General features: G+C 41.4%; 14 protein-coding genes. 9 read left to right on the forward strand and 5 right to left on the reverse strand.

Features of this window, described 5'->3' with window-relative positions:
* Window positions 1-6: 6 nt before the first annotated feature.
* From RMY63_RS17135 to RMY63_RS17145, 3 genes are all read left to right on the forward strand, one after another.
* Window positions 7-939 (forward strand): NAD(P)H-dependent glycerol-3-phosphate dehydrogenase, encoded by a 933-nt coding sequence (locus RMY63_RS17135; protein ID WP_322729878.1) that lies wholly within the window; start codon window positions 7-9, stop codon window positions 937-939.
* Between the two features lie 601 nt (window positions 940-1,540).
* Window positions 1,541-2,791: an RNA polymerase sigma factor SigC gene (sigC, locus tag RMY63_RS17140; RefSeq protein ID WP_322729841.1), complete on the forward strand. Its 1,251-nt coding sequence runs from the start codon at window positions 1,541-1,543 to the stop codon at window positions 2,789-2,791.
* Window positions 2,792-3,210: 419 nt separating this feature from the next.
* Entirely contained in the window at window positions 3,211-3,666 is a 456-nt protein-coding gene (locus tag RMY63_RS17145; RefSeq protein WP_292844215.1) for a Fur family transcriptional regulator, read from the forward strand.
* A gap of 127 nt (window positions 3,667-3,793) precedes the next feature.
* Here RMY63_RS17145 and RMY63_RS17150 read toward each other — a convergent pair whose 3' ends face one another.
* Both RMY63_RS17150 and cobN read right to left on the reverse strand, forming a co-directional pair.
* Window positions 3,794-4,894 (reverse strand): peptidoglycan-binding protein, encoded by a 1,101-nt coding sequence (locus RMY63_RS17150; protein ID WP_322729842.1) that lies wholly within the window; start codon window positions 4,892-4,894, stop codon window positions 3,794-3,796.
* Window positions 4,895-4,903: 9 nt separating this feature from the next.
* The gene (gene cobN, locus RMY63_RS17155; protein WP_322729843.1) at window positions 4,904-9,049 is read right to left on the reverse strand and encodes a cobaltochelatase subunit CobN; all 4,146 of its coding nucleotides are present in this window, start codon (window positions 9,047-9,049) and stop codon (window positions 4,904-4,906) included.
* A gap of 94 nt (window positions 9,050-9,143) precedes the next feature.
* Between cobN and RMY63_RS17160 the strand changes: the two genes are divergently transcribed.
* On the forward strand, window positions 9,144-11,204 hold the full coding sequence (locus RMY63_RS17160) for a GAF domain-containing sensor histidine kinase (RefSeq protein WP_322729844.1): 2,061 nt from the start codon (window positions 9,144-9,146) through the stop codon (window positions 11,202-11,204).
* Window positions 11,205-11,345: 141 nt separating this feature from the next.
* Here the strand turns inward: RMY63_RS17160 and RMY63_RS17165 are convergent, their stop codons facing one another.
* The 3 genes from RMY63_RS17165 to RMY63_RS17175 all read right to left on the reverse strand — a co-directional run bounded on the left by RMY63_RS17165 (window position 11,346) and on the right by RMY63_RS17175 (window position 13,940).
* Window positions 11,346-11,966 carry a hypothetical protein gene (locus RMY63_RS17165; RefSeq protein ID WP_416212527.1) on the reverse strand — a complete coding sequence of 207 codons (621 nt, stop codon included), beginning with the start codon at window positions 11,964-11,966 and terminating at the stop codon, window positions 11,346-11,348.
* A 175-nt stretch (window positions 11,967-12,141) separates the two neighbouring features.
* Window positions 12,142-12,975, reverse strand: coding sequence for an ATP-grasp domain-containing protein (locus RMY63_RS17170; protein ID WP_322729846.1), 834 nt, complete (start codon window positions 12,973-12,975; stop codon window positions 12,142-12,144).
* Between the two features lie 86 nt (window positions 12,976-13,061).
* Window positions 13,062-13,940 (reverse strand): hypothetical protein, encoded by an 879-nt coding sequence (locus RMY63_RS17175; RefSeq protein ID WP_322729847.1) that lies wholly within the window; start codon window positions 13,938-13,940, stop codon window positions 13,062-13,064.
* 135 nt (window positions 13,941-14,075) lie between these two features.
* Between RMY63_RS17175 and RMY63_RS17180 the strand changes: the two genes are divergently transcribed.
* The 5 genes from RMY63_RS17180 to RMY63_RS17200 all read left to right on the forward strand — a co-directional run bounded on the left by RMY63_RS17180 (window position 14,076) and on the right by RMY63_RS17200 (window position 19,366).
* Window positions 14,076-14,981 (forward strand): metallophosphoesterase family protein, encoded by a 906-nt coding sequence (locus RMY63_RS17180; protein ID WP_322729848.1) that lies wholly within the window; start codon window positions 14,076-14,078, stop codon window positions 14,979-14,981.
* Window positions 14,982-15,112: 131 nt separating this feature from the next.
* Window positions 15,113-16,570: a PQQ-dependent sugar dehydrogenase gene (locus tag RMY63_RS17185; RefSeq protein WP_322729849.1), complete on the forward strand. Its 1,458-nt coding sequence runs from the start codon at window positions 15,113-15,115 to the stop codon at window positions 16,568-16,570.
* A 115-nt stretch (window positions 16,571-16,685) separates the two neighbouring features.
* Window positions 16,686-17,219: a GAF domain-containing protein gene (locus RMY63_RS17190; RefSeq protein WP_322729850.1), complete on the forward strand. Its 534-nt coding sequence runs from the start codon at window positions 16,686-16,688 to the stop codon at window positions 17,217-17,219.
* 60 nt (window positions 17,220-17,279) lie between these two features.
* Window positions 17,280-18,719, forward strand: a complete 1,440-nt coding sequence (locus tag RMY63_RS17195) for an AAA family ATPase (RefSeq protein ID WP_322729851.1) — start codon at window positions 17,280-17,282, stop codon at window positions 18,717-18,719.
* Window positions 18,716-19,366, forward strand: a complete 651-nt coding sequence (locus RMY63_RS17200) for a retron system putative HNH endonuclease (protein ID WP_322729852.1) — start codon at window positions 18,716-18,718, stop codon at window positions 19,364-19,366. Before RMY63_RS17195 ends, RMY63_RS17200 begins: the two co-directional genes overlap by 4 nt.
* Window positions 19,367-19,383 lie beyond the last annotated feature (17 nt).

The following is a 19,383-nucleotide window of genomic DNA, read 5'->3' on the forward strand; positions in this document are numbered from 1 at the left end:
GAGCAGATGTACTCCAACACAAAACTTTCCGTTGCAATTCTTGGTGCAGGTGCTTGGGGTGCATCTTTGGCAAATCTCGCCGCCGCAAATGGTCATCAGGTGCGCCTGTGGTCGCGTCAAGGTTCCCAAACTCTCCAAGCAGTTTTAAAAGATGTCCAAATAGTTCTGTCTGCGATCTCAATGATTGGTGTGAGAGATGTTGCTTCCCAAGTTGAGTCTTTCCCCCTTTCTCCAGAGACAATTTTTGTGACGGCGACGAAAGGCTTAGATCCCCAAACCACCTGCACGCCTTCACAAATTTGGCAAACAGTATTCCCTAACTATGCAGTGGTTGTTTTGTCTGGGCCTAATTTATCAAAAGAAATTCAAATGGAATTACCAGCAGCCACGGTGGTAGCCAGTAATATTCCCACGGCTGCGGAAGTAGTGCAGTTAGTATTTTCTTCTCATCGTTTCCGGGTATATACCAATCCCGACCCCTTGGGCGTGGAACTGGGGGGAACACTGAAAAATGTGATTGCGATCGCAGCGGGTGTGTGCGATGGTTTACAACTGGGAACCAATGCCAAAGCTGCTTTAGTCACCCGTGGACTGACAGAAATGGTTCGCATCGGCAACAACTGGGGTGCGAAGACGGAAACATTTTATGGTTTATCAGGTCTAGGAGATTTGTTAGCAACGTGCAACAGTCCCTTAAGTCGCAATTACCAAGTCGGCTACCAACTAGCTGGTGGTAAGTCACTTACAGAAACTCTCGCAAATTTACAAGGAACTGCTGAAGGAGTGAACACTTGCCGAGTTTTGATGCAACGAGCCAAGCAACAAAACATCGCAGTCCCAATTACCGAGCAAGTTTATCGGTTACTTCAAGGCGAAATCACACCCGGACAAGCACTTGATGAACTGATGTTGCGAGATATCAAGCCAGAGTACAACTAACTTTGCTGGCTTACAAGATCCCCGACTTCTTAAAGAAGTCAGGGATCTGACCACATTGAAATTGACGGGTTAGCAGGACACGAAGAGAGTATTTAATAACTTTCCCACCTCTTCTATCTCCGTGTCGAGAGAATTTTTGCCGTTAATGCTAATCACTTCCCCGATATCTATTAGTTCTACTTATACCTGAATAATCCTGAGAAAAAATTGGTAAATCGTCAGGATATTACTTTTGTCGCCATGTAAATGTGACTATGCCAATTATAAAGATGACATTCACTGAAGGATGTTTATACTGTGTTACAAAAGTTACTATCAAAAAACCATCAAAGTTGAAATGTTAACTAAGTAGTTGAAATATTGAAAGCCTAGCTGTGAATTTAAATAGCTATTGGTTGAATCAAAAGTTTAGTAGCCGATTAAGTTCAGTAATCCTGTATCCAATAAAACCATTACAGTTAATTTCTAAAAAAATTGTAATGGAACGTTCAACCATGTTAGTTCATCGTGAATCACGGGAACAATAGCAACAGTTGAATAGCTGACCGTAATCTAAGCTGACCGAAATCTATTGTTACCTGGAGCCATTGAGACGATCTTTATGCCAGCAACATCTTTTTATACAGACGCCCCCTACAACACCAAAAAGTCTAGCCAGGCTTTGGACTCGGATCTCACGGTTGACGAAAGTGAGTTATCGGTAGATGACCTACAGGAGCTAGAGATGGCTTCTGTTGACAATGCTAACTTTGCTGCTAGCACCAACCGTCGGAGTACAGACCTAGTACGTCTATATCTTCAAGAAATTGGTCGGGTTCGCTTGTTGGGGCGCGATGAAGAGGTTTCAGAAGCTCAAAAAGTCCAACGCTACTTGCGGATGCGGATAGTACTTGCTAACGCCGCCAAGCAAGGGGATGCAGTGATTACGCCCTATCTTCGGTTAATTGAAGTTCAAGAACGTCTTACTTCCGAACTGGGACATCGGCCATCTTTGGAAAGATGGGCTGCCACTGCTGATATAGTTTTATCCGATCTCAGACCGACTTTGGCAGATGGCAAACGTCGCTGGGCAGAAATCGCCAAGTTGACTGTAGAAGAGTTGGAGCAAGTTCAGTCCCAAGGACTCCAAGCAAAAGAACACATGATTAAGGCGAATCTTCGCTTAGTTGTGTCTGTTGCTAAGAAGTATCAAAATCGTGGTTTGGAATTGTTAGATTTAGTTCAAGAAGGGACATTAGGTTTGGAGCGGGCTGTAGAAAAATTTGATCCAACTAAAGGTTATCGCTTTAGTACTTATGCTTACTGGTGGATTCGTCAGGGTATTACACGGGCGATCGCTACTTCTAGTCGCACGATTCGTCTACCGGTTCACATCACTGAAAAGTTAAATAAAATCAAAAAAGCCCAACGCAAAATTGCTCAAGAAAAAGGTCGCACCCCTACTTTAGAAGATTTAGCAACTGAGTTAGAGATGACACCGACCCAAGTAAGAGAAGTTTTGTTGCGGGTTCCTCGCTCCGTTTCTTTGGAAACTAAGGTAGGCAAGGATAAAGACACTGAGTTAGGCGAATTACTTGAGACTGACAGTGTAACTCCAGAAGAGATGTTAATGCGAGAATCTTTACAAAAAGATTTGCATCATCTTCTGTCAGATTTGACTAGCCGGGAGCGCGATGTAATTCTGATGCGGTTTGGTTTGGCAGATGGTCATCCTTATTCTTTAGCAGAAATTGGCCGCGCTCTTGACTTATCGCGCGAACGAGTCCGCCAAATTGAATCTAAGGCTTTGCAAAAGCTACGTCAACCCAAGCGCCGCAACCTGATCCGCGACTATTTGGAGTCTTTAAGTTAGTCATTTGTCATTAGTCATTTGTCATTAGAAAACTGCACTTGACAAATGACTAGGTACAAAGGGCTGATTTGATCCCCAGCTCAAAAGCCTCTTAGAAGCTTGTAGCAAATAATTTGTATTTAATTTTACAAGAGTTTCCCTAAACCTTTGCTCAGATATCTTAAAGGTAGGGATAAACTCAGCAATTCAAAATTCACTCATTCAAAATTCAAAGTCAAGGGATGTAATCGTTACAAACATCCTAACTATTAGCTGTATGCAAATTAAATGCACTACAGCTTATTACTTGAATTGTGAGCAAGATTTTATAAATTGTTCTTAAGTATTTAGTAAATATTGTCAATAAGCAATGATTGTTGCAAATTGCTCAAAAGATTTGTTATATTCTCAATTAACGATATTTGTTGAGAAATATTAGTATGACTGTCTACACAACTACTTCACTCAAGGCAGAACTGAACGATCGAGGCTGGCGTTTAACTCCCCAGCGCGAAACAATTTTACACATTTTTCAAGAACTTCCGCAAGGCGAACATCTGAGTGCTGAGGATCTTTATCATCGGCTAGAAACTGATGGTGAAGGGATCAGTCTGTCAACTATTTATCGAACTTTGAAGTTGATGGCAAGGATGGGAATTTTACGGGAACTAGAATTGGGCGAGGGACATAAGCATTATGAGATCAACCAGCCCTATCCCCACCATCACCATCACTTAATTTGTGTTCGGTGCAACTCAACTATTGAGTTTAAAAATGACTCAATTTTAAAAATTGGGTCAAAAACCGCTCAAAAAGAAGGTTTTCACCTGCTGGACTGTCAAATGACCATTCATGCAGTGTGTCCCAAGTGCCAACGGGCGCTGATGCCGCTTTAACACTTGGGTGAATAAATTGAAACTACTCAAATTAACCAAATAAATGGAATCTGAGCAGTTCGTAATTTGCTGTTACTGGAGGCAAGCAACCAGTTGGGAACTGATACTAACGACACCAAAGCGGATGTTAAAATCGTCCGCTCTTAAGATCCTTGAGGCTAATGCCGTAGAATTCTTGGGCTTGTTTAATCGCTTTTTTGGTGTCATCTGCCATCACACCATTCAGCTTGCCTTTATAAAAACCCCGCTCCCGTAGTCGGGTTTGAATTTCTAAAGTATTAAATTCGCTTTTGCTAGCAGTATTAACTGAGCTATATAACTTAGCTCGTGTAGTTGGGCCAGCAACACCACTTGCTGCTAAGAAATTAGCTGCCTGAAATCTTCGTACAGCATCGGCAGTATAGGGGCCATAGTAGCCATTTGGTTCTCCCTCTAAATATCCTGCCTGGATCAATTGTTCTTGAACAATTCTAACTGGCTCACCGCGATCGCCTACACGAAGTTTGTCTCGATTGACTACCTTTTTGGGAGCCTCTTCTCCGTCACCGATGCCAACTCCCGGCAATTTACCCAATGTTGCTGGGCCTGCAATTCCATCAACGCTTAATTTGTAAGAATCTTGGAACCGCTTGACAGATTCTTCGGTAATTGGGCCAAATATACCTGTAGCGTTTCCGTAATAAAAGCCTGCGATTCTTAACCGTTCTTGCAAAGCTCTGACATCTTCACCTTCATCCCCCTTAGCAAGGTAGTTGGAATTGCGGCGCTTGCTGGTGGCTGAACTAGTAGTGCTGGGCTTTTTCGCTTGTATAGCTCTAGTTGCGGACTTTTTCCCTTGCCAACTTTCTAATTTTTGCAGGGTACTTGCTCTAACAATGCCGTCCACAGGTAAACCAGCGGCCTTTTGGAAGCGCCGCACAGCTTCTTGTGTGGATGCGTCATATACTTGGGTAACAGAAGATTGGTAAAAACCTGCTGTTTTCAACTTTTGTTGTAGATTTCTGACAGAAGGGCCTTGATCGCCTTTTTCCAGTGCCATGACGCTACTGACGGCGCCAAGAATAGATAAAGACAGAGCAAGGGGCAACATATACTTCCAAGCCCTACCAGAAAGCCTTTTCCAGTCTGGTGCAGCTGCGTCCTTAAACAAAGAACTGAGCCAGACCAATTCAGTGGGTGTGCTATCTTCGTAGGCGAAAGCTAGGTGCAAATACGCAAGATTCTCCATATTTTTTTCCTACACCATTGATTTTTCTTCGATAACCGCTTCAGCTTGATGTACTAGGTTCCTCAAAGCTTCTAATGTTCCTATATTTACATCCTCCCACAAATTGCGCTTGTGTGCTTCTAATAATTTTTCAGCAATATCACGCAGAGCGTAAGGGTTCTTTTCCTGAATAAATTCTGACACAATTGGGTCGAGTAAATAAGCGTCTACTATGCCTTGATACATGTAATCTTCGACACATTTAGCTGTTGCATCGTAGGCGAATAGATAATCTACCGTCGCCGCCATTTCAAAGGCACCTTTGTAACCGTGGCGCATGACTCCAGCAATCCACTTGGGATTAACTACACGAGAACGATACACCCGTGAAATTTCTGCTTTCAGTTGGCGGACTCGTGGTTGGGCGGGTATAGAATTATCACCAAAATAAGTTTGGGGATTTTTCCCTTGTAGAGAACGCACCGCTGCCGTTAAGCCACCCTGAAATTGGTAATAATCATCAGAATCGAGTAGGTCGTGTTCGCGGTTATCTTGATTGTGCAGGACAATTTGCATTTGCGCCAAGCGTTGCTCGAAGGCTTCTGTATTGGGGAGTGGGGAGTGGGGAGTGGGGAGTGGGGAGTGGGCATTGGGCATTGGGGATGGGGCATTGGGAATTTTAGCCTCCCCTGCTTCCCCTGCTCCCCCTGCTCCCCCTGCTCCCCCAGCTTCCCCTGCTCCCGAAGAGTAGGCGTAAGAACTCCAGTTAATGTAGGCGCGGGCTAAATCTTGGTCGTCTGTCCAGTTTTGCGATTCGATTAAACCTTGGAGTCCGGCGCCGTAAGCACCTGGACGAGAACCAAAGATGCGATAGCGCGATCGCACCACGGCTTGTTCTAAAGTTAATCCTTGGCTTGTCCACAAATTAGTCTCTTGGCGAACTGTATCCGCGAGGGGGTTTTGTTCTGGCGGTTCATCTAAGTCTGCTACTGCTGACACTGCTTGATCGAATAAGTCAATTAAGTTAGGAAAAGCATCCCGGAAGAATCCCGAAATTCGCAAGGTGACATCTACACGGGGACGCCCTAAAATCGCTAAGGGCAAAATTTCAAAATCTACTACTCGCCGTGCTGCACCATCCCATACAGGTTGAACTCCGAGTAAAGCCAAGGCTTCAGCAATGTCATCACCACCTGTTCTCATGGTGGCTGTTCCCCACATTGATAAACCTAGTGTTTTGGGATACTCACCATGTTCTTGAGTGTAATATTCTACAAGGGTTTCAGCAGCTTTTCTGCCGATATCCCAAGCTGTCTCTGTGGGAATGGCGCGAATATCGACAGAATAAAAGTTTTTCCCTGTTGGTAGAACTTCGGGGCGGCCGCGTGTGGGTGCGCCAGATGGAGCACTTGGAACGTAACCGCCATCAAGTCCGTGTAATAAGTGGGTGATTTCTTCGTGGGTTTGTTGTAAGGCTGGAAGGAGGCGATCGCGTATCCAGGTAGAGACGCGATTCATCGCGTCTGTGCTGGGGGGGGAGACGCGATGAATCGCGTCTGTACAAGATTCCTGATTCCTGATTTCTAAATTCTGAATTCTGAATTCTGAGTCCTGATTTATTAGTTTTTCTACTAGAAGGGCGGCGTGTTCTTCTAGCACTTCGACGATATCACCGAGGGTACGGCATTCTGTGCCATTGACTATTGAGTATTCACCACTAGTCATTGACAAATCGGCTGTGAGGGGGTCGAAGTCTAAACCCCAATCTTGAGCTATGGCACGGGTAATACCTGAAGAATGGCGATTGGGTATGCGAGCGATCGCTACTATTAAATCCCTTAATTGCCGTCCTTGGGGACATTGCCCAAAAATGTGCAAGCCATCGCGGATTTGGGCTTCTTTTAATTCACACAGATAGCCACCTATGGAATTCAAAATTAAAAATTCAAAATTAAAAATTTCTTCGTTTTGAATCCCCAAATCCTGGTGTAAATTTTCTTTGATTACCAGTTCGCGGATGCGATCGCGAATCACTGGCAAACGCGAAGGATCTAAACTGTCTGCTTCATAATACTCATCAATTAAATTTTCTAACTGTTGCAAAGAACCGTAGAGTTCTGCACGAGTCATCGGCGGCGTTAGGTGATCTATAATCACCGCTTGAGCGCGACGTTTGGCTTGGGAACCTTCACCAGGGTCATTGACAATAAACGGGTACAGGTGGGGAAGTGCGCCGAAAGCTACTTCTGGATAACAATTACTCGATAAAGCCACACTTTTACCCGGTAGCCATTCTAGATTTCCGTGTTTTCCCACATGAACTATAGCATCAGCACCAAAACATTCTCTGACCCAATAGTAGAAAGCTAAATAAGCATGAGTTGGTTCTAAATCCGGTGCATGATAATTCAAACTGGGGTCATGATCATAACCCCTTGCTGGCTGAATTCCCACGAAAATGTTGCCGAGTTGAATTCCGGGAATGGGGATTGGGGATTGGGGATTAATTATTCTTCTCTGCTCCCCCTGCTCCCCCTGCTTCCCCTGCTCCCCCTGCTCCTCTGCCCCCCTGCCCCCCTGCTCCCCTGCTTCTTCCCCAGTCCCCACTCCCCACCTTGCACTAATACCCTGCTGCACTGCTGGCGGCAATGAAGCGAAATATTCTTGATATTCTTCCCAAAAAACACTTTGGTGTACCGGAAGCCATTCTCTACCTTCTGGGTCGTTAGTTACACCATCTGTCAGCCGTTGAATCAACTCGTCTCCTTGAGCAGGTGGATTTTGTACTTCATACCCAGCTTGATGTAAAGCTTGCAGGATTTCTACACAACTAGCTGGGGTGTCGAGTCCCACACCATTGGCAAGGCGGCCATTGCGGTTGGGGTAGTTTGCTAGAATTAAGGCAATTCGCCGTTCCTGAGGTGGTTTGGAACGTAGACGCGCCCAATTTGCTGCTAGGTTAGCAACGAATTCGATGCGATCGCTCACTGGTTCATAAATTACCACATCTGTTTCTAAATGGGGATTACGAGTTTGCAATGCTTTAAAAGACACAGCACGAGTAATAATCCGCCCATCTACTTCTGGTAGCGCCACATTCATCCCAATATCACGGGGAGAAAGCCCTTGAAACTGTGACTCCCACTGCTCAATTGACCCGCCACTGAGGATTACCTGCAACACAGGCACATCTAATTTTTGCCACAGGTCGGTTTGGGGTGTTTCGCTTTCTAAGCGTGCTAGAGAAAAACTGGTGGTATTCAGCAGCACGGCTATTGATTCGGCTTCTTTGGGTTGGAAAAATTCACTCAACTCAACTTGAACATCAGGTTCACGTAATGAGGAAACAAACACTGGCACTGGTTGTAAATTTTTCTGTACCAAAGCTTCGCATAAAGCATCAATTACTTTAGTATTTCCAGCTAAATAATGAGCGCGGTAGAAAAGGATGCCGATTTTGGGCATTGGGCATTGGACATTGGGCATTGGGCATTGGGCATTGGGCATTGGGAATTGGAAGCCATGAGGTTCCAAGGTGGATGAACGGAGTTTTGAGGTGGATGAACGGAGCTCTAACTCTCTTCTACCCCTCTGCTCCCCTGCTCCCCTGCTCCCCTGCCCCTCTGCTCCCCACTCATACAATCCCACACGCCCAATTGGCTGCGGTGGTGGGGGATTATATGCAGTTAACAGGCAACTATCAGAGATAAATTGCAGAGCATTAACGAGATTTTCCACGCCACCTTCGCTAAAATACTGCCATACCTGGTTAACAACACCCAAGGGCACGGTAGACTGGGAAATTAAATCGGGATCAAAAGCGTCATCCCCTGGCATTACAATAAGGGTTCTACCATTACGTTGCACAATTTCTTGGACTACTTCTAAACCATAACCCCAGTAAGAACGTCCTCCTAATAGGCGCAAAATAATGACTTGGGCAAGTTCTAAAACTTGCTCTCCATAAGTATCTATACTTAATTGTTGCTGCAACTGCAACAGGTTAGCGACTCTTAATGCAGGAAAGCCTGCGGGTAATTTTGTTACCGCAGCTGCCAAGGTTTGAATGTCAGTATCAGCAGCCGTAATCAAGACGAAAGGCGCGGGAGTTTGTTCTAAAAAAGTTAAACCCTCTGACTGATTCCATCCACCCGATGTGCTACTTATACGATGCATAATCCTGTCTTACCGTTTTAAAATTGTTGGTTAGTAGATAATCAAAACAAACTTTTTCCCTGGATTCAGCCCCCTCTTACCAAAATGACTGAAAATGCTTAGTTCTCCTGATTTGAGCTTTTCTCGAACCTTGCCTATTGTTGTATTTAATCAGCTTGGGGAATTGTTAGAACAGATGGCTCAAACGGTGGGAAGTGCTGCTCTAGTACTGACTGAAGCTGTGCTGGTGCGGATTTGCATACCCGTAGAATGGCAAAGCCAAAGGTTTACGCTAGTGGTTTCCGAGCAGTTTAGTGCCCTTTTGGTAGGAAATTTAGCGCCGGGGGAGCAGGGGGATGGGGGAGATGAGGGAGATGAGGGAGGACAAGTAACCACTGAGGACTTAGCACTCAATGCTAGGTTGACGTTTAATTTAGAGGCGATCGCTTCTTTTGTCTACGAGTTGAGAGACTTGTTTGAGTGTGATTCCTCCACTTACCAAAATCTTGAAGGCTATCGCCAAATTATTCGACTCAATGATGCTACGCTCCAAAGTCAATTCACGCTGTTGTTATTAGAATATCTCCTAACTCAGCCAAACCAAGAAATAATAGCACCTCCAAGCCCAATTGGGCCAGCAGTTTATATCTGTCAGCCAGTGGAAGATGCTTTAAAAAAACAGATTTCTCAAGAGCAGCTATTAAATCAGGTAACAACCCAGATCCGCAAAAGCCTGGATTTACCGGTGATTATGGCAACGGCAATTACACAGGTGCGTGACTTTTTGGAATTAGACAGATTAGTAATTTATAAATTTGCAGGTTCCCAAGTTAAGGCTCAACAATACGATTCTGACACTATTCCCCTCAATGAAACGGCACTACCAACAGATATGGAACTATCAGTTAGGGAATCTGCTGAAATCTATTTTTCTATACACGATAACAACGGTAAACACTTGCCTTTTGTATCAGTCAATAATCAACCTCTACTAGGAGACTGCCAAAAGAATGGAGGTTATATTGTATATGAAGCCCGTGCTACAGATGCTATTACATCGGTGTTGAATTACACGGAAAAAAATTGCTTTATCCGCACCTCTCAGTGTTGGGAGAAGTATCGCCAAGGCTTTATTTTAGGTGTGGATGATGTCGAAAAAACTTATGCTCTGGAAGAGTGTTTGTTGAATTTTTTAAGGGAGTGCCAAGTTAGGGCTAAGTTGGCTGCACCGATTATGTTTGAGGACAAACTGTGGGGATTGCTGATTGCTCATCAGTGCGATCGCCCACACCAGTGGAATGATAGCGAAAAAAAATTGCTGGTTGCGATCGCAGAACAATTAGCGATCGCTATTCACCAAGCTGAGTTAATGCAAACCCTCACCCAAGAAAAACAAACTCTCGAACAACGAGTTATTGAGCGCACAATGGCTCTACGTGATGCTCTCCTAGCCGCCGAAGCTGCTAGCCGGATCAAAAGTGAATTTCTCGCTACTATCACTCATGAATTGCTCACGCCTTTAACTTATGTGATTGGGATGTCATCTACATTGTTACGCTGGCCTTTGGGTGAATTGAGTCAACGACAACGGGGTTATCTGCAAAAAATTCACGACAGTGGAGAACATTTATTAGAAATGATTAATGACATCCTCGATTTATCGCAAATCGAGGCTGGTAAGACGGCTTTAAATATTTCGGAATTTTCTTTGGTGAATGTTGCCGAAAATGCTATCAAGTCATTGCAAAAAAAAGCAACGAGCGAACAAATTAATCTTAACCTTGATTTGCAAATCAATCCCAGGTGCGATCGCTTTATCGGCGATGCAAAACGAGTAGAACAAATCCTCTGGAATCTGTTAACTAATGCGATTAAATTCACCCCTGAAAGTGGTAGCGTTACTTTACGTCTTTGGGTGGAAGATAATACTGCTATTTTTCAAGTGGAAGATACGGGGATTGGCATTCCTGAAGAACAATTACCATTACTATTTGAAAAATTTCAGCAACTCGATACACCCTATCGCCGCCGCTACGAAGGCACTGGGCTGGGATTGGCTTTAACTAAACAACTTGTAGAACTCCATCGCGGTCGAATTGAAGTAGAATCAACTGTAAGTATTGGCTCAATTTTTACTGTGTGGATACCAACTCAGGCAATGAGAGTGGGGAGTTAGGAGTACAGACGCGATTAATCGCGTCTGTACAAGAGTTTGGAGCTTTGAGGGTTAGGACATTAAGAGATGATAAAACTTAGACACCAAAAGACTTTTCACCCAGTCCCCAGTCCCTTGCTATATCTCTTCCTAGAACGCCTATTATGATTTTAAGACTGCTAGGAGAATTCGCATTAGTTCTTCTAAATCTTCTGGAACTCTATAACTATTAATTGCTAATTCAAAATGTTTGTTCGCTCTATCTAATCTAGCAAACTGCCATATCTTACCTGTAGTTACAGAACCGATCAAAATAGGTTGCTCTGTAATTGCAGGAGATTCTTCCCACTGATCTAGCGCTATCATTTCGGCAACTAATTGAGTGAATCCTCTAGTTAAATCCTCATATTTAGCTTCAACTACTAACAATTGATTTGTTTGATAAGTTCTAATTAGATAATCTAAATTTCCCTGAAGTAGATTAGAAACTTTGATGCCAAATTCAATTCTAATCTGAACATTTGTATAATGAATTAACTCTAAGACTACCTTAGATATTATTACTTCTCTTCTTGCCAACTCCGTAGTTAAAGGTACATGAGGCAGTACTTCAGTAATTCTATCTCTTAGTTCAGCTAACCTATCTAACTCTCCTTGATATAGTGGTAAGATTAAATTAACTAGGACTAATTTATACCCGAAATAATCAGCTAAGTCTTCTGAATAATAACCATTTTCAAAATACTTACTAAAGGTATAATTTTGATTAGGATCTAACTTCACTTGAGACACCTCTACTTTCTAAAAACTCTATCTGCTTGCAGTCACACAAGAAGGTTAAGCTTGCGTGGCTGACGTGGATATGAGTTGATGCACACCTTGGACATTGCTCCCGCGATGTCTACGACGGGCTATGCCTACGCTCAAATTCATACTTTAATTATGCAATGCCAATTTTTTATTTTGAGGCTAGGCTAATTAGCATTTTTTCAAAGATTTTCAACACAGGCTCCTCTCCATTGTCTCTAGTGAAAATACTAAATTGGGGGTGACAATTGATTTCAATCAACCAATATTGGTTATCTCGATCTAATACGATATCCAAACCACCATAATCAAGGTCTAATTCTTCAAAAACTGGTTTAGCAAAATTAGCAATCTCTGACAATATTTGTGGATCGTTGATATACTTTGCTTTTGCACCATTCCAGTGTAGAGGACTGAGATTACCCGTAAACGTCGCATTGCTTATATCTTTTTCATAAGTAAGGACTAACTCTTTATTTAAGAAAACCGCTCTATACTCAGATTTTATGTGAATGAATTCTTGAGCGAGAGCGACGTAATCATACTTTTTAAAATTGATATTAAAAATCTCTTTTAAAGCAGTTTCAATTTCATGTTGATTATGGCATAAAAAGACGTTATGTCCGCTCGCACCGGAATTCCTTTTAACAATCACGGGTGTTTCAAAATTTTCCTTGATTTCTAATACAATATCTTGAATAGTTGAGAATTTTAAGTAAATCTTATACTCAATGTCACAAAAAGGAGAAAGAAAACCTACAGTCCGAGGAAGTTTAATTTTTTTCTTTAAAACATGGTAAGTGTATTCTTTGTCTTTTATCAGGTATGCTACTGCTTGATTAATTAACGGAGTGCTATAGTTACAAAAATAATGCAGTTTATTATTTAGTTTAATTTTAATTAAGTTTTCAGCAGGATGAATAATTTCATAACTGATGTTTAAGTTTTTACAAGCTTTGAGCAATAGCGAAACATTGTCTAACATAAATACTTAAAGTTAAACGTCTAAATTACGAATTACGTTAGCGCAGCGTTAGCGACGCAGGAGCGTCATTACAAATTACGAATTATTTAACTTGCTGTTTGCCGTTTAAAAATTACTATCTCAGTCCCAACAACCGGGTTACGAGCTATTAGCCTATTTTGGGAGTCGATAATTTCTAAATGAGTAAAATCAAGTTCTTGAGAGCGTTGTAATATCTTTGCAGCTAGGTTATCTTGCTGAGATTCATTGAGAATGTACCAATCATCACTAATTTTGACAGTCAAGTTACTTGTACGGAAGTTGGCTTGAATTGACTTTATCAGACCAGAGGCAATGCGATCGCTAATTTCAGCTACCTGATTTTCAATAGCCGCAATCAAAGCTTGTTCAGGTGTCAATTCTATGATTGGTGTTGGGATTGGCGTTGGCGTAGGAATTGGTTCCGGTTCCGGCGTTGGTGGCGTAATTTGTACTTCTGGCGGCGGTGTAATTTCCTCTGGTGGCTGTGGTGGCTGTGGTTCTGGTGCGACTGACTCTGGTGGAGTAGTTACCGTTGGTGTTGGTATGGGAACCTCTTCAACCGGGGGAACAGTTGCTACTTCCGTAGGTTTACCAGTAAAGACAGTCGTAGTCGTCCAAACGAGAATTACAGCAATTCCAGTCACAATTCCCGTCAAAGCTGTATCTGATAACTTTGTTGACAAATTTGATGGTAAAAACAAGCGGATTGTCCTTAACAATCCACCCCACCACAACTGAAGCTGCTGAAAAAAACCAGGTTTTTCCTCAGTACCGGGTGGGGGTGCTGTCTCCAGTTTTTCCACCGTTACTTCTAAAACCCCAATCGTCTTTTGGAGAAGTTGGATAATTTTAGCCTTCCAAAATGGCTGAACTCTCTGGTAAGGTTTTTGGGGAGGTTGAGTTATCTGCTCATCCGTCGGTTTTGACTGATTGTCTTGTGACATGGAACTTTCACCAAAAGCAGCGAATCAAAGACAAACAACGTACATTATTACTGGTGCTGCCTTCTTTTGCCTTAATGTATCACTTCATTGCTCATTGTTTCCGCTAAACTGACTATTTATTAAATTTGGTGACTTATGAAACTCAAACGCCGTCAATTTGTATTTTTAAGTAGCGTTAGCGCCATTAGTACAGGATTTTTCAGCTGGATGTTTGCTCATCAAAATCATCAAAGTGCTGATATTAGCGATTCAACAACAGCTATAGCCGCCAACCCAGCCAAAAAAGACTTGTTATTACGTTTTGTGTCTGTAGCAGATACGGGAACTGGGGCTAAAGGACAGTATGCTGTGGCTAGAGCGATGAATGCGTATCATCAGAAAAATCCTTATGATTTAGTCGTTTTAGCTGGAGACAACATTTACAATAACGGCGAAATCGAGAAAATTAATGCAGTTTTTGAGCGTCCCTATCAAGGTTTACTCAAGCAAGGTGTAAAATTTCAGGCTTGTTTAGGTAATCACGATATTCGTACCGCCAACGGCGATCCACAAGTCAAGTATGCTGGCTTTAATATGAAGGGACGTTACTATACATTTCGCCGGAAAACTGTACAGTTTTTCGCTTTAGATACTAATAGTAATGCTGATTGGAAAAACCAGCTAAGTTGGTTAGAAAAAGAATTAAGTATTAGTAATGCTCCTTGGAAAGTAGTGTTTGGTCATCATCCGATTTATTCATCGGGTCATTATGGGAGTAATCCAGATTTTATTAAAACTTTTACTCCTCTATTTCAAAAATACGGCGTTCAACTTTACATTAATGGTCACGAACATAGTTATGAACGTACTCGTGCTATTGATGGTACAACTTACTTAATTTGTGGTGCAGGTGCTGGTAATCGTCCTGTAGGACGTTCCGAGTGGACAGGGTATTCTACCAGTGATTTAAGTTTTGCCTCTTATGAAGTGTATAAAGATAGAATAGAAATAAGTGCGATCGCTACTAATAATCGCGTTTTTGACAAAGGTATTGTACACTGAACTAATTGTTTTTCGTCGCTGATAGATTATTCTCCTTGAGACAAATTATTTTTTATTTTAACAGATGAAGCGTCTTCTGAGGAGTTAATAAGCCTAGATTGGATAAATTAAAAGCTATTTATGACTGAATCATGAAAAAATTATACATTTTAATTGGTATCTGCATAGTCTTGTTTTTCAACTTGGTGTTTTCTAATATTTCTTCGGCTCAAATTACAGATCCGATTCCTGAAAAGATTGAAAAATCAGAGATTTCCGTAGGGATACAAGAAGTTGTACAAATCCCCAAAAGCCCTATATCGCCTGGGAAAGAAGAAATCGCCAGATTGAATATGTTAGCCAATACAGGTGATGGTAGCGGTAGGTTATTCGTCAATGATATGCGTGGCAAACTCTATGTAATTAATAATAATAAAGCCTCAGTTTACATGGATTTAAAGCGATTACTATACTTTTTTACTGATAAAACCCTTCAACAAGGTTTTTCTTATTTCGTTTTCCATCCAGAATTTAGCCAAAATGGAATTTTTTATACTGTACACAGCGAAGAAAAAAATAACTCAATTCCTGATTTTCCTGTTAGAAAAAAAATTATTAATAATGCAGGTAAAATTATCAAAAGTTCTCACCATGACGTAATTCTAGAATGGAAAACTACTAATCCTGCTGCTAATACTTTTTCTGGAACTTTTCGAGAAATTCTGCGGATTGAACAGCCATATCCAGACCATAATGTTGGGCAATTGGGCTTTAATCCTAATGCTAAACCTAGAGATGTTGATTATGGAATGTTGTACATTGCTACAGCAGACGGAGGAAGTGACGGCTTTCCTGTCAGCAATACAGATCCTCTAAATAATGGACAAGACCTGAGTACACCTCTAGGAAAAATTCTGCGTATAGATCCTTTTGGTAAGAACAGCGCTAACGGGAAGTACGGTATCCCTAAAGATAATCCTTTTGCTCAGGATGACAACCCCAAAACTTTAGGGGAAATTTGGGCTTATGGGTTACGTAATCCCCATCGTTTTAGTTGGGATAGAGGTGGCGAAGGCAAGATGTTAATTGTTGATATCGGTCAAGCTTTCATTGAAGAAATAAATCTTGGGATCAAAGGTGCTAATTACGGATGGGGGAATCGTGAGGGAACGTGGCTGATAGATGAAAAGAATGAGAATGTTCTATTTCCTTTACCTAAAGATGATGCCAAGTATGGTTACACATATCCGGTTGCTGAATATGACCATGATAAACCTGCTAATTGGCAGGGTTCTTATGCGGTTGCGATCGCAGGTGGTTATGTTTACAGAGGTAAAGCCATTCCGAAATTAGTAGGCCAGTATATTTTTGCTGACTTTGGCAACGATGGACGCTTTTTTCATGTACCAGTGGATAAACTTGTTAATGGGAAACAGGCAAAGATTAAAGAGCTTAGACTTTTTGATGGTAAAAAAGAAACTTCTTTTCTAGAAATCATTGCTAGTAAACGTTCTGATGTCAGATTTGGGGTAGACGAAGAGGGGGAAATTTATGTAACCTCTAAGAGCGATGGTAAGGTGAGAAAACTTGTGCGATCGCCGGACTTGTAAGAAATGCGGGTAAAACCCCCACTGTGTAAGCATTAAATGAATGACAACAATTTGTCACAACAACAAATAATTAGTCACTGTAGAGATATTATTCAATTAAAATCAGCTTAGTTAGATGACTCAGCAAGAACTTCCTTCTGCGATCGCCAATATTGTAGAATCATCTCAAACACCAGAGGCTCTATTTTCTGCACTATTACCAGCGGTAAGTGATTTTTTACAGTCTGACAGATGTTTTCTATACCTGCACAATCCACAGAAGAACCTTGGTAGAGTTGCCTTTTGTTGGGTTCGCACTCCAGATGTACCTACTGTTTATAATGAAGAATGGGCAGCACAACCCTCAACTTTAGTAGATGAAGATCCGATGTTTGCGGCTGCGCTACGTGCTGAACCTTCAATCTTTGTAGAAGATGTAGAAACTGCTGATTCTCAAGTTTTAAATCGGGAATTTGAGCAGAAGAATTTTGGACATCGTGCCCTTATTCATGCCCATATCCGCCAGGATGGGCAACTATGGGGAATTTTACAACCATGCATTTTTGGTCATCCCAGAATTTGGACTGAATATGAACGAGGGGTGATTAATAATCTTGTCGAAAAAATTACACCTTTTGCAGTTGATTATGTCAAGTCTGCTTTTGAATAGTTGTTTTTGATTATCGATTTCTTAGCTATAGAGTAAATTACGTTCAGCCTAGTTAAAACTATGAAAGTCAAGCGCCTGAAAATGCAATCCTTCCGTGGAATCGGCGATTTGACCCTGGAGTTTGATGAAACGGGGCCAACGGCACTAATTGGTATTAACGGCGTTGGGAAATCGAGCATTCTTGATTGTCTAGCTATTTTTCTATCACAGTTTACAGCATATATTCAAAGTTCTTCGGATTCCATACGTTTTTTTAATAATAAAGACATTAGTAATGGCTGTGAGGAAACACATAATGAAATTACATTTCTAATAGATTCGCAGGAGATAGTTTTAAATATAACTAAAATTAGTTCAGGTGATATTCAAGAATCTCTGACAAGGCATAGAGAGCTTTTTCAGTTTAGCCTTTTGCTCAAGGAAAAGTTTCAGATGCAACAAATATCAAATAGTGAATATCAGAAATTGCAACCAATATTAAACTCTATATTTACAATTATTGATCCTGAAATCTCTGATCGTGTTAGTTTGGATAATGATAACCCTGCTACTCTTTCTAGTTTTCAATACACGAAAGGTTTACAAGCTGTAGTTGATGCTCTGCGTCATCAGTTAGAAAATAGTTTTGAAGCCAACATTCCTTTAGTAATTTACTACCCTGTTAATCGTGCTGTTATTGACATGCCTTTAGAGATTTCAGAGGTAAGTTCATTTAAGCAAGTGGATGCATATAATCAGGCACTTACAGGAGGAAGAATAGACTTTAAAACATTTTTTGAATGGTTTAGAAATCGAGAAGACTTAGAGAATGAGAGACGAAGAGATAATCCTGATTATCGAGACAAACAATTAGAAGCAGTCAGACAAGCTATATCTTCATTAATACCAGAATTCTCAAACTTGCGGGTTGAGCGTTCACCTCTGCGAATGACTGTCAGAAAAAGAAGTGAAAAACTCATCGTTAATCAACTTTCTGATGGAGAGAAGTGCTTGCTGGCAATGGTGGGAGATTTAGCAAGACGATTAGCGATCGCTAACCCTAGTTTACCAGATCCACTCCAAGGTAGTGGTGTTGTTTTAATTGATGAAATCGAACTACATCTACACCCAAAATGGCAACGGGAAATCATTCCAGCTTTCACAAGAACATTCCCTAATTGTCAATTTATCGTCACCACCCATTCGCCTCAAGTAATTAGCCAAGTCAAGCCAGAAGGAATTTTTATTTTAGAAAAAACAGACGAAGGTGTTGTTGCTAAAAAACCAGAAAGTTCCTTTGGAAGAGACAGCAATCGCATTTTAGAAGACCTCATGGGTGTTCCAGAACGTCCGCAGGAAATTAAGGAAAGTCTTTTAGAGCTTTTTCGACTAATTGATGCTGGAAATATTGAAGGTGCTAGGCAATTACGTCAACAATTGGCTAATCAAATTGGAGCAGATGAGCCAGAGTTTGTTAAAGCGGATGTACTGATTCGGCGGAAGGAAATTCTCAACCGATGAAGCACATCAAAAAGAGTCAGGAACCAGAAAAATTTACCAAGTGGAAGGCTCTGGAAAATGATGATTGGAAACCTAGCTGGGATGATAATTTTCAAACACCAGAAAAACCTATTGTACATAATGCTTTACTAAAGGAACAGGGATATATCTGTTGCTATTGTGGAATGCGTATCACTAGAACAACTAGCCACATAGAACACCTCAAGCCTCGTAGTGCTTATCCAAATCTGGCGCTGGAGTACACAAATCTTATCGCTTCATGTCAAGGAGAAAGTGAAGAACCTCCTACTGTTCCGGTGCATTGCGGACATAAGAAAAAGTATTGGTACGATGAAAATTTGATGGTTTCACCTTTAGAAATAAACTGTGCTGATTTTTTTAAATATCCTGCTTCTGGAGAAATTCAACCGACAGATAATCCAGGCAAAAAAGCTGTTGCTGAAACAACAATTAAGAAGCTTGCACTTGACATTGACAAACTGCAAAAGATGCGTAGAGTAGCAATTAATGCTGCATTACTGGCTACTGAAGGTTTGACTGAAATAGAAATAAAACTGCTTGCTGAAGGTTATCAAAAACTGGATGTTGATGGACAACATACTCCGTTTTGTGCCGCAATTAGCTATTTACTCAAGAATTATTTTTGATTTACATTATACTAAAT

Origin of the sequence: Nostoc sp. ChiQUE01b (assembly GCF_034531255.1) — a bacterium.
Taxonomy (GTDB): Bacteria; Cyanobacteriota; Cyanobacteriia; order Cyanobacteriales; family Nostocaceae; genus Nostoc.

Coding starts and splice junctions, on each gene's coding strand:
- RMY63_RS17135 (WP_322729878.1), top strand. CDS start 7: ATGTACTCCAACACAAAACTTTCCGTTGCAATTCTTGGTGCAGGTGCT.
- sigC (WP_322729841.1), top strand. CDS start 1,541: ATGCCAGCAACATCTTTTTATACAGACGCCCCCTACAACACCAAAAAG.
- RMY63_RS17145 (WP_292844215.1), top strand. CDS start 3,211: ATGACTGTCTACACAACTACTTCACTCAAGGCAGAACTGAACGATCGA.
- RMY63_RS17150 (WP_322729842.1), bottom strand. CDS start 4,894: ATGGAGAATCTTGCGTATTTGCACCTAGCTTTCGCCTACGAAGATAGC.
- cobN (WP_322729843.1), bottom strand. CDS start 9,049: ATGCATCGTATAAGTAGCACATCGGGTGGATGGAATCAGTCAGAGGGT.
- RMY63_RS17160 (WP_322729844.1), top strand. CDS start 9,144: ATGCTTAGTTCTCCTGATTTGAGCTTTTCTCGAACCTTGCCTATTGTT.
- RMY63_RS17170 (WP_322729846.1), bottom strand. CDS start 12,975: ATGTTAGACAATGTTTCGCTATTGCTCAAAGCTTGTAAAAACTTAAAC.
- RMY63_RS17175 (WP_322729847.1), bottom strand. CDS start 13,940: ATGTCACAAGACAATCAGTCAAAACCGACGGATGAGCAGATAACTCAA.
- RMY63_RS17180 (WP_322729848.1), top strand. CDS start 14,076: ATGAAACTCAAACGCCGTCAATTTGTATTTTTAAGTAGCGTTAGCGCC.
- RMY63_RS17185 (WP_322729849.1), top strand. CDS start 15,113: ATGAAAAAATTATACATTTTAATTGGTATCTGCATAGTCTTGTTTTTC.
- RMY63_RS17190 (WP_322729850.1), top strand. CDS start 16,686: ATGACTCAGCAAGAACTTCCTTCTGCGATCGCCAATATTGTAGAATCA.
- RMY63_RS17195 (WP_322729851.1), top strand. CDS start 17,280: ATGAAAGTCAAGCGCCTGAAAATGCAATCCTTCCGTGGAATCGGCGAT.
- RMY63_RS17200 (WP_322729852.1), top strand. CDS start 18,716: ATGAAGCACATCAAAAAGAGTCAGGAACCAGAAAAATTTACCAAGTGG.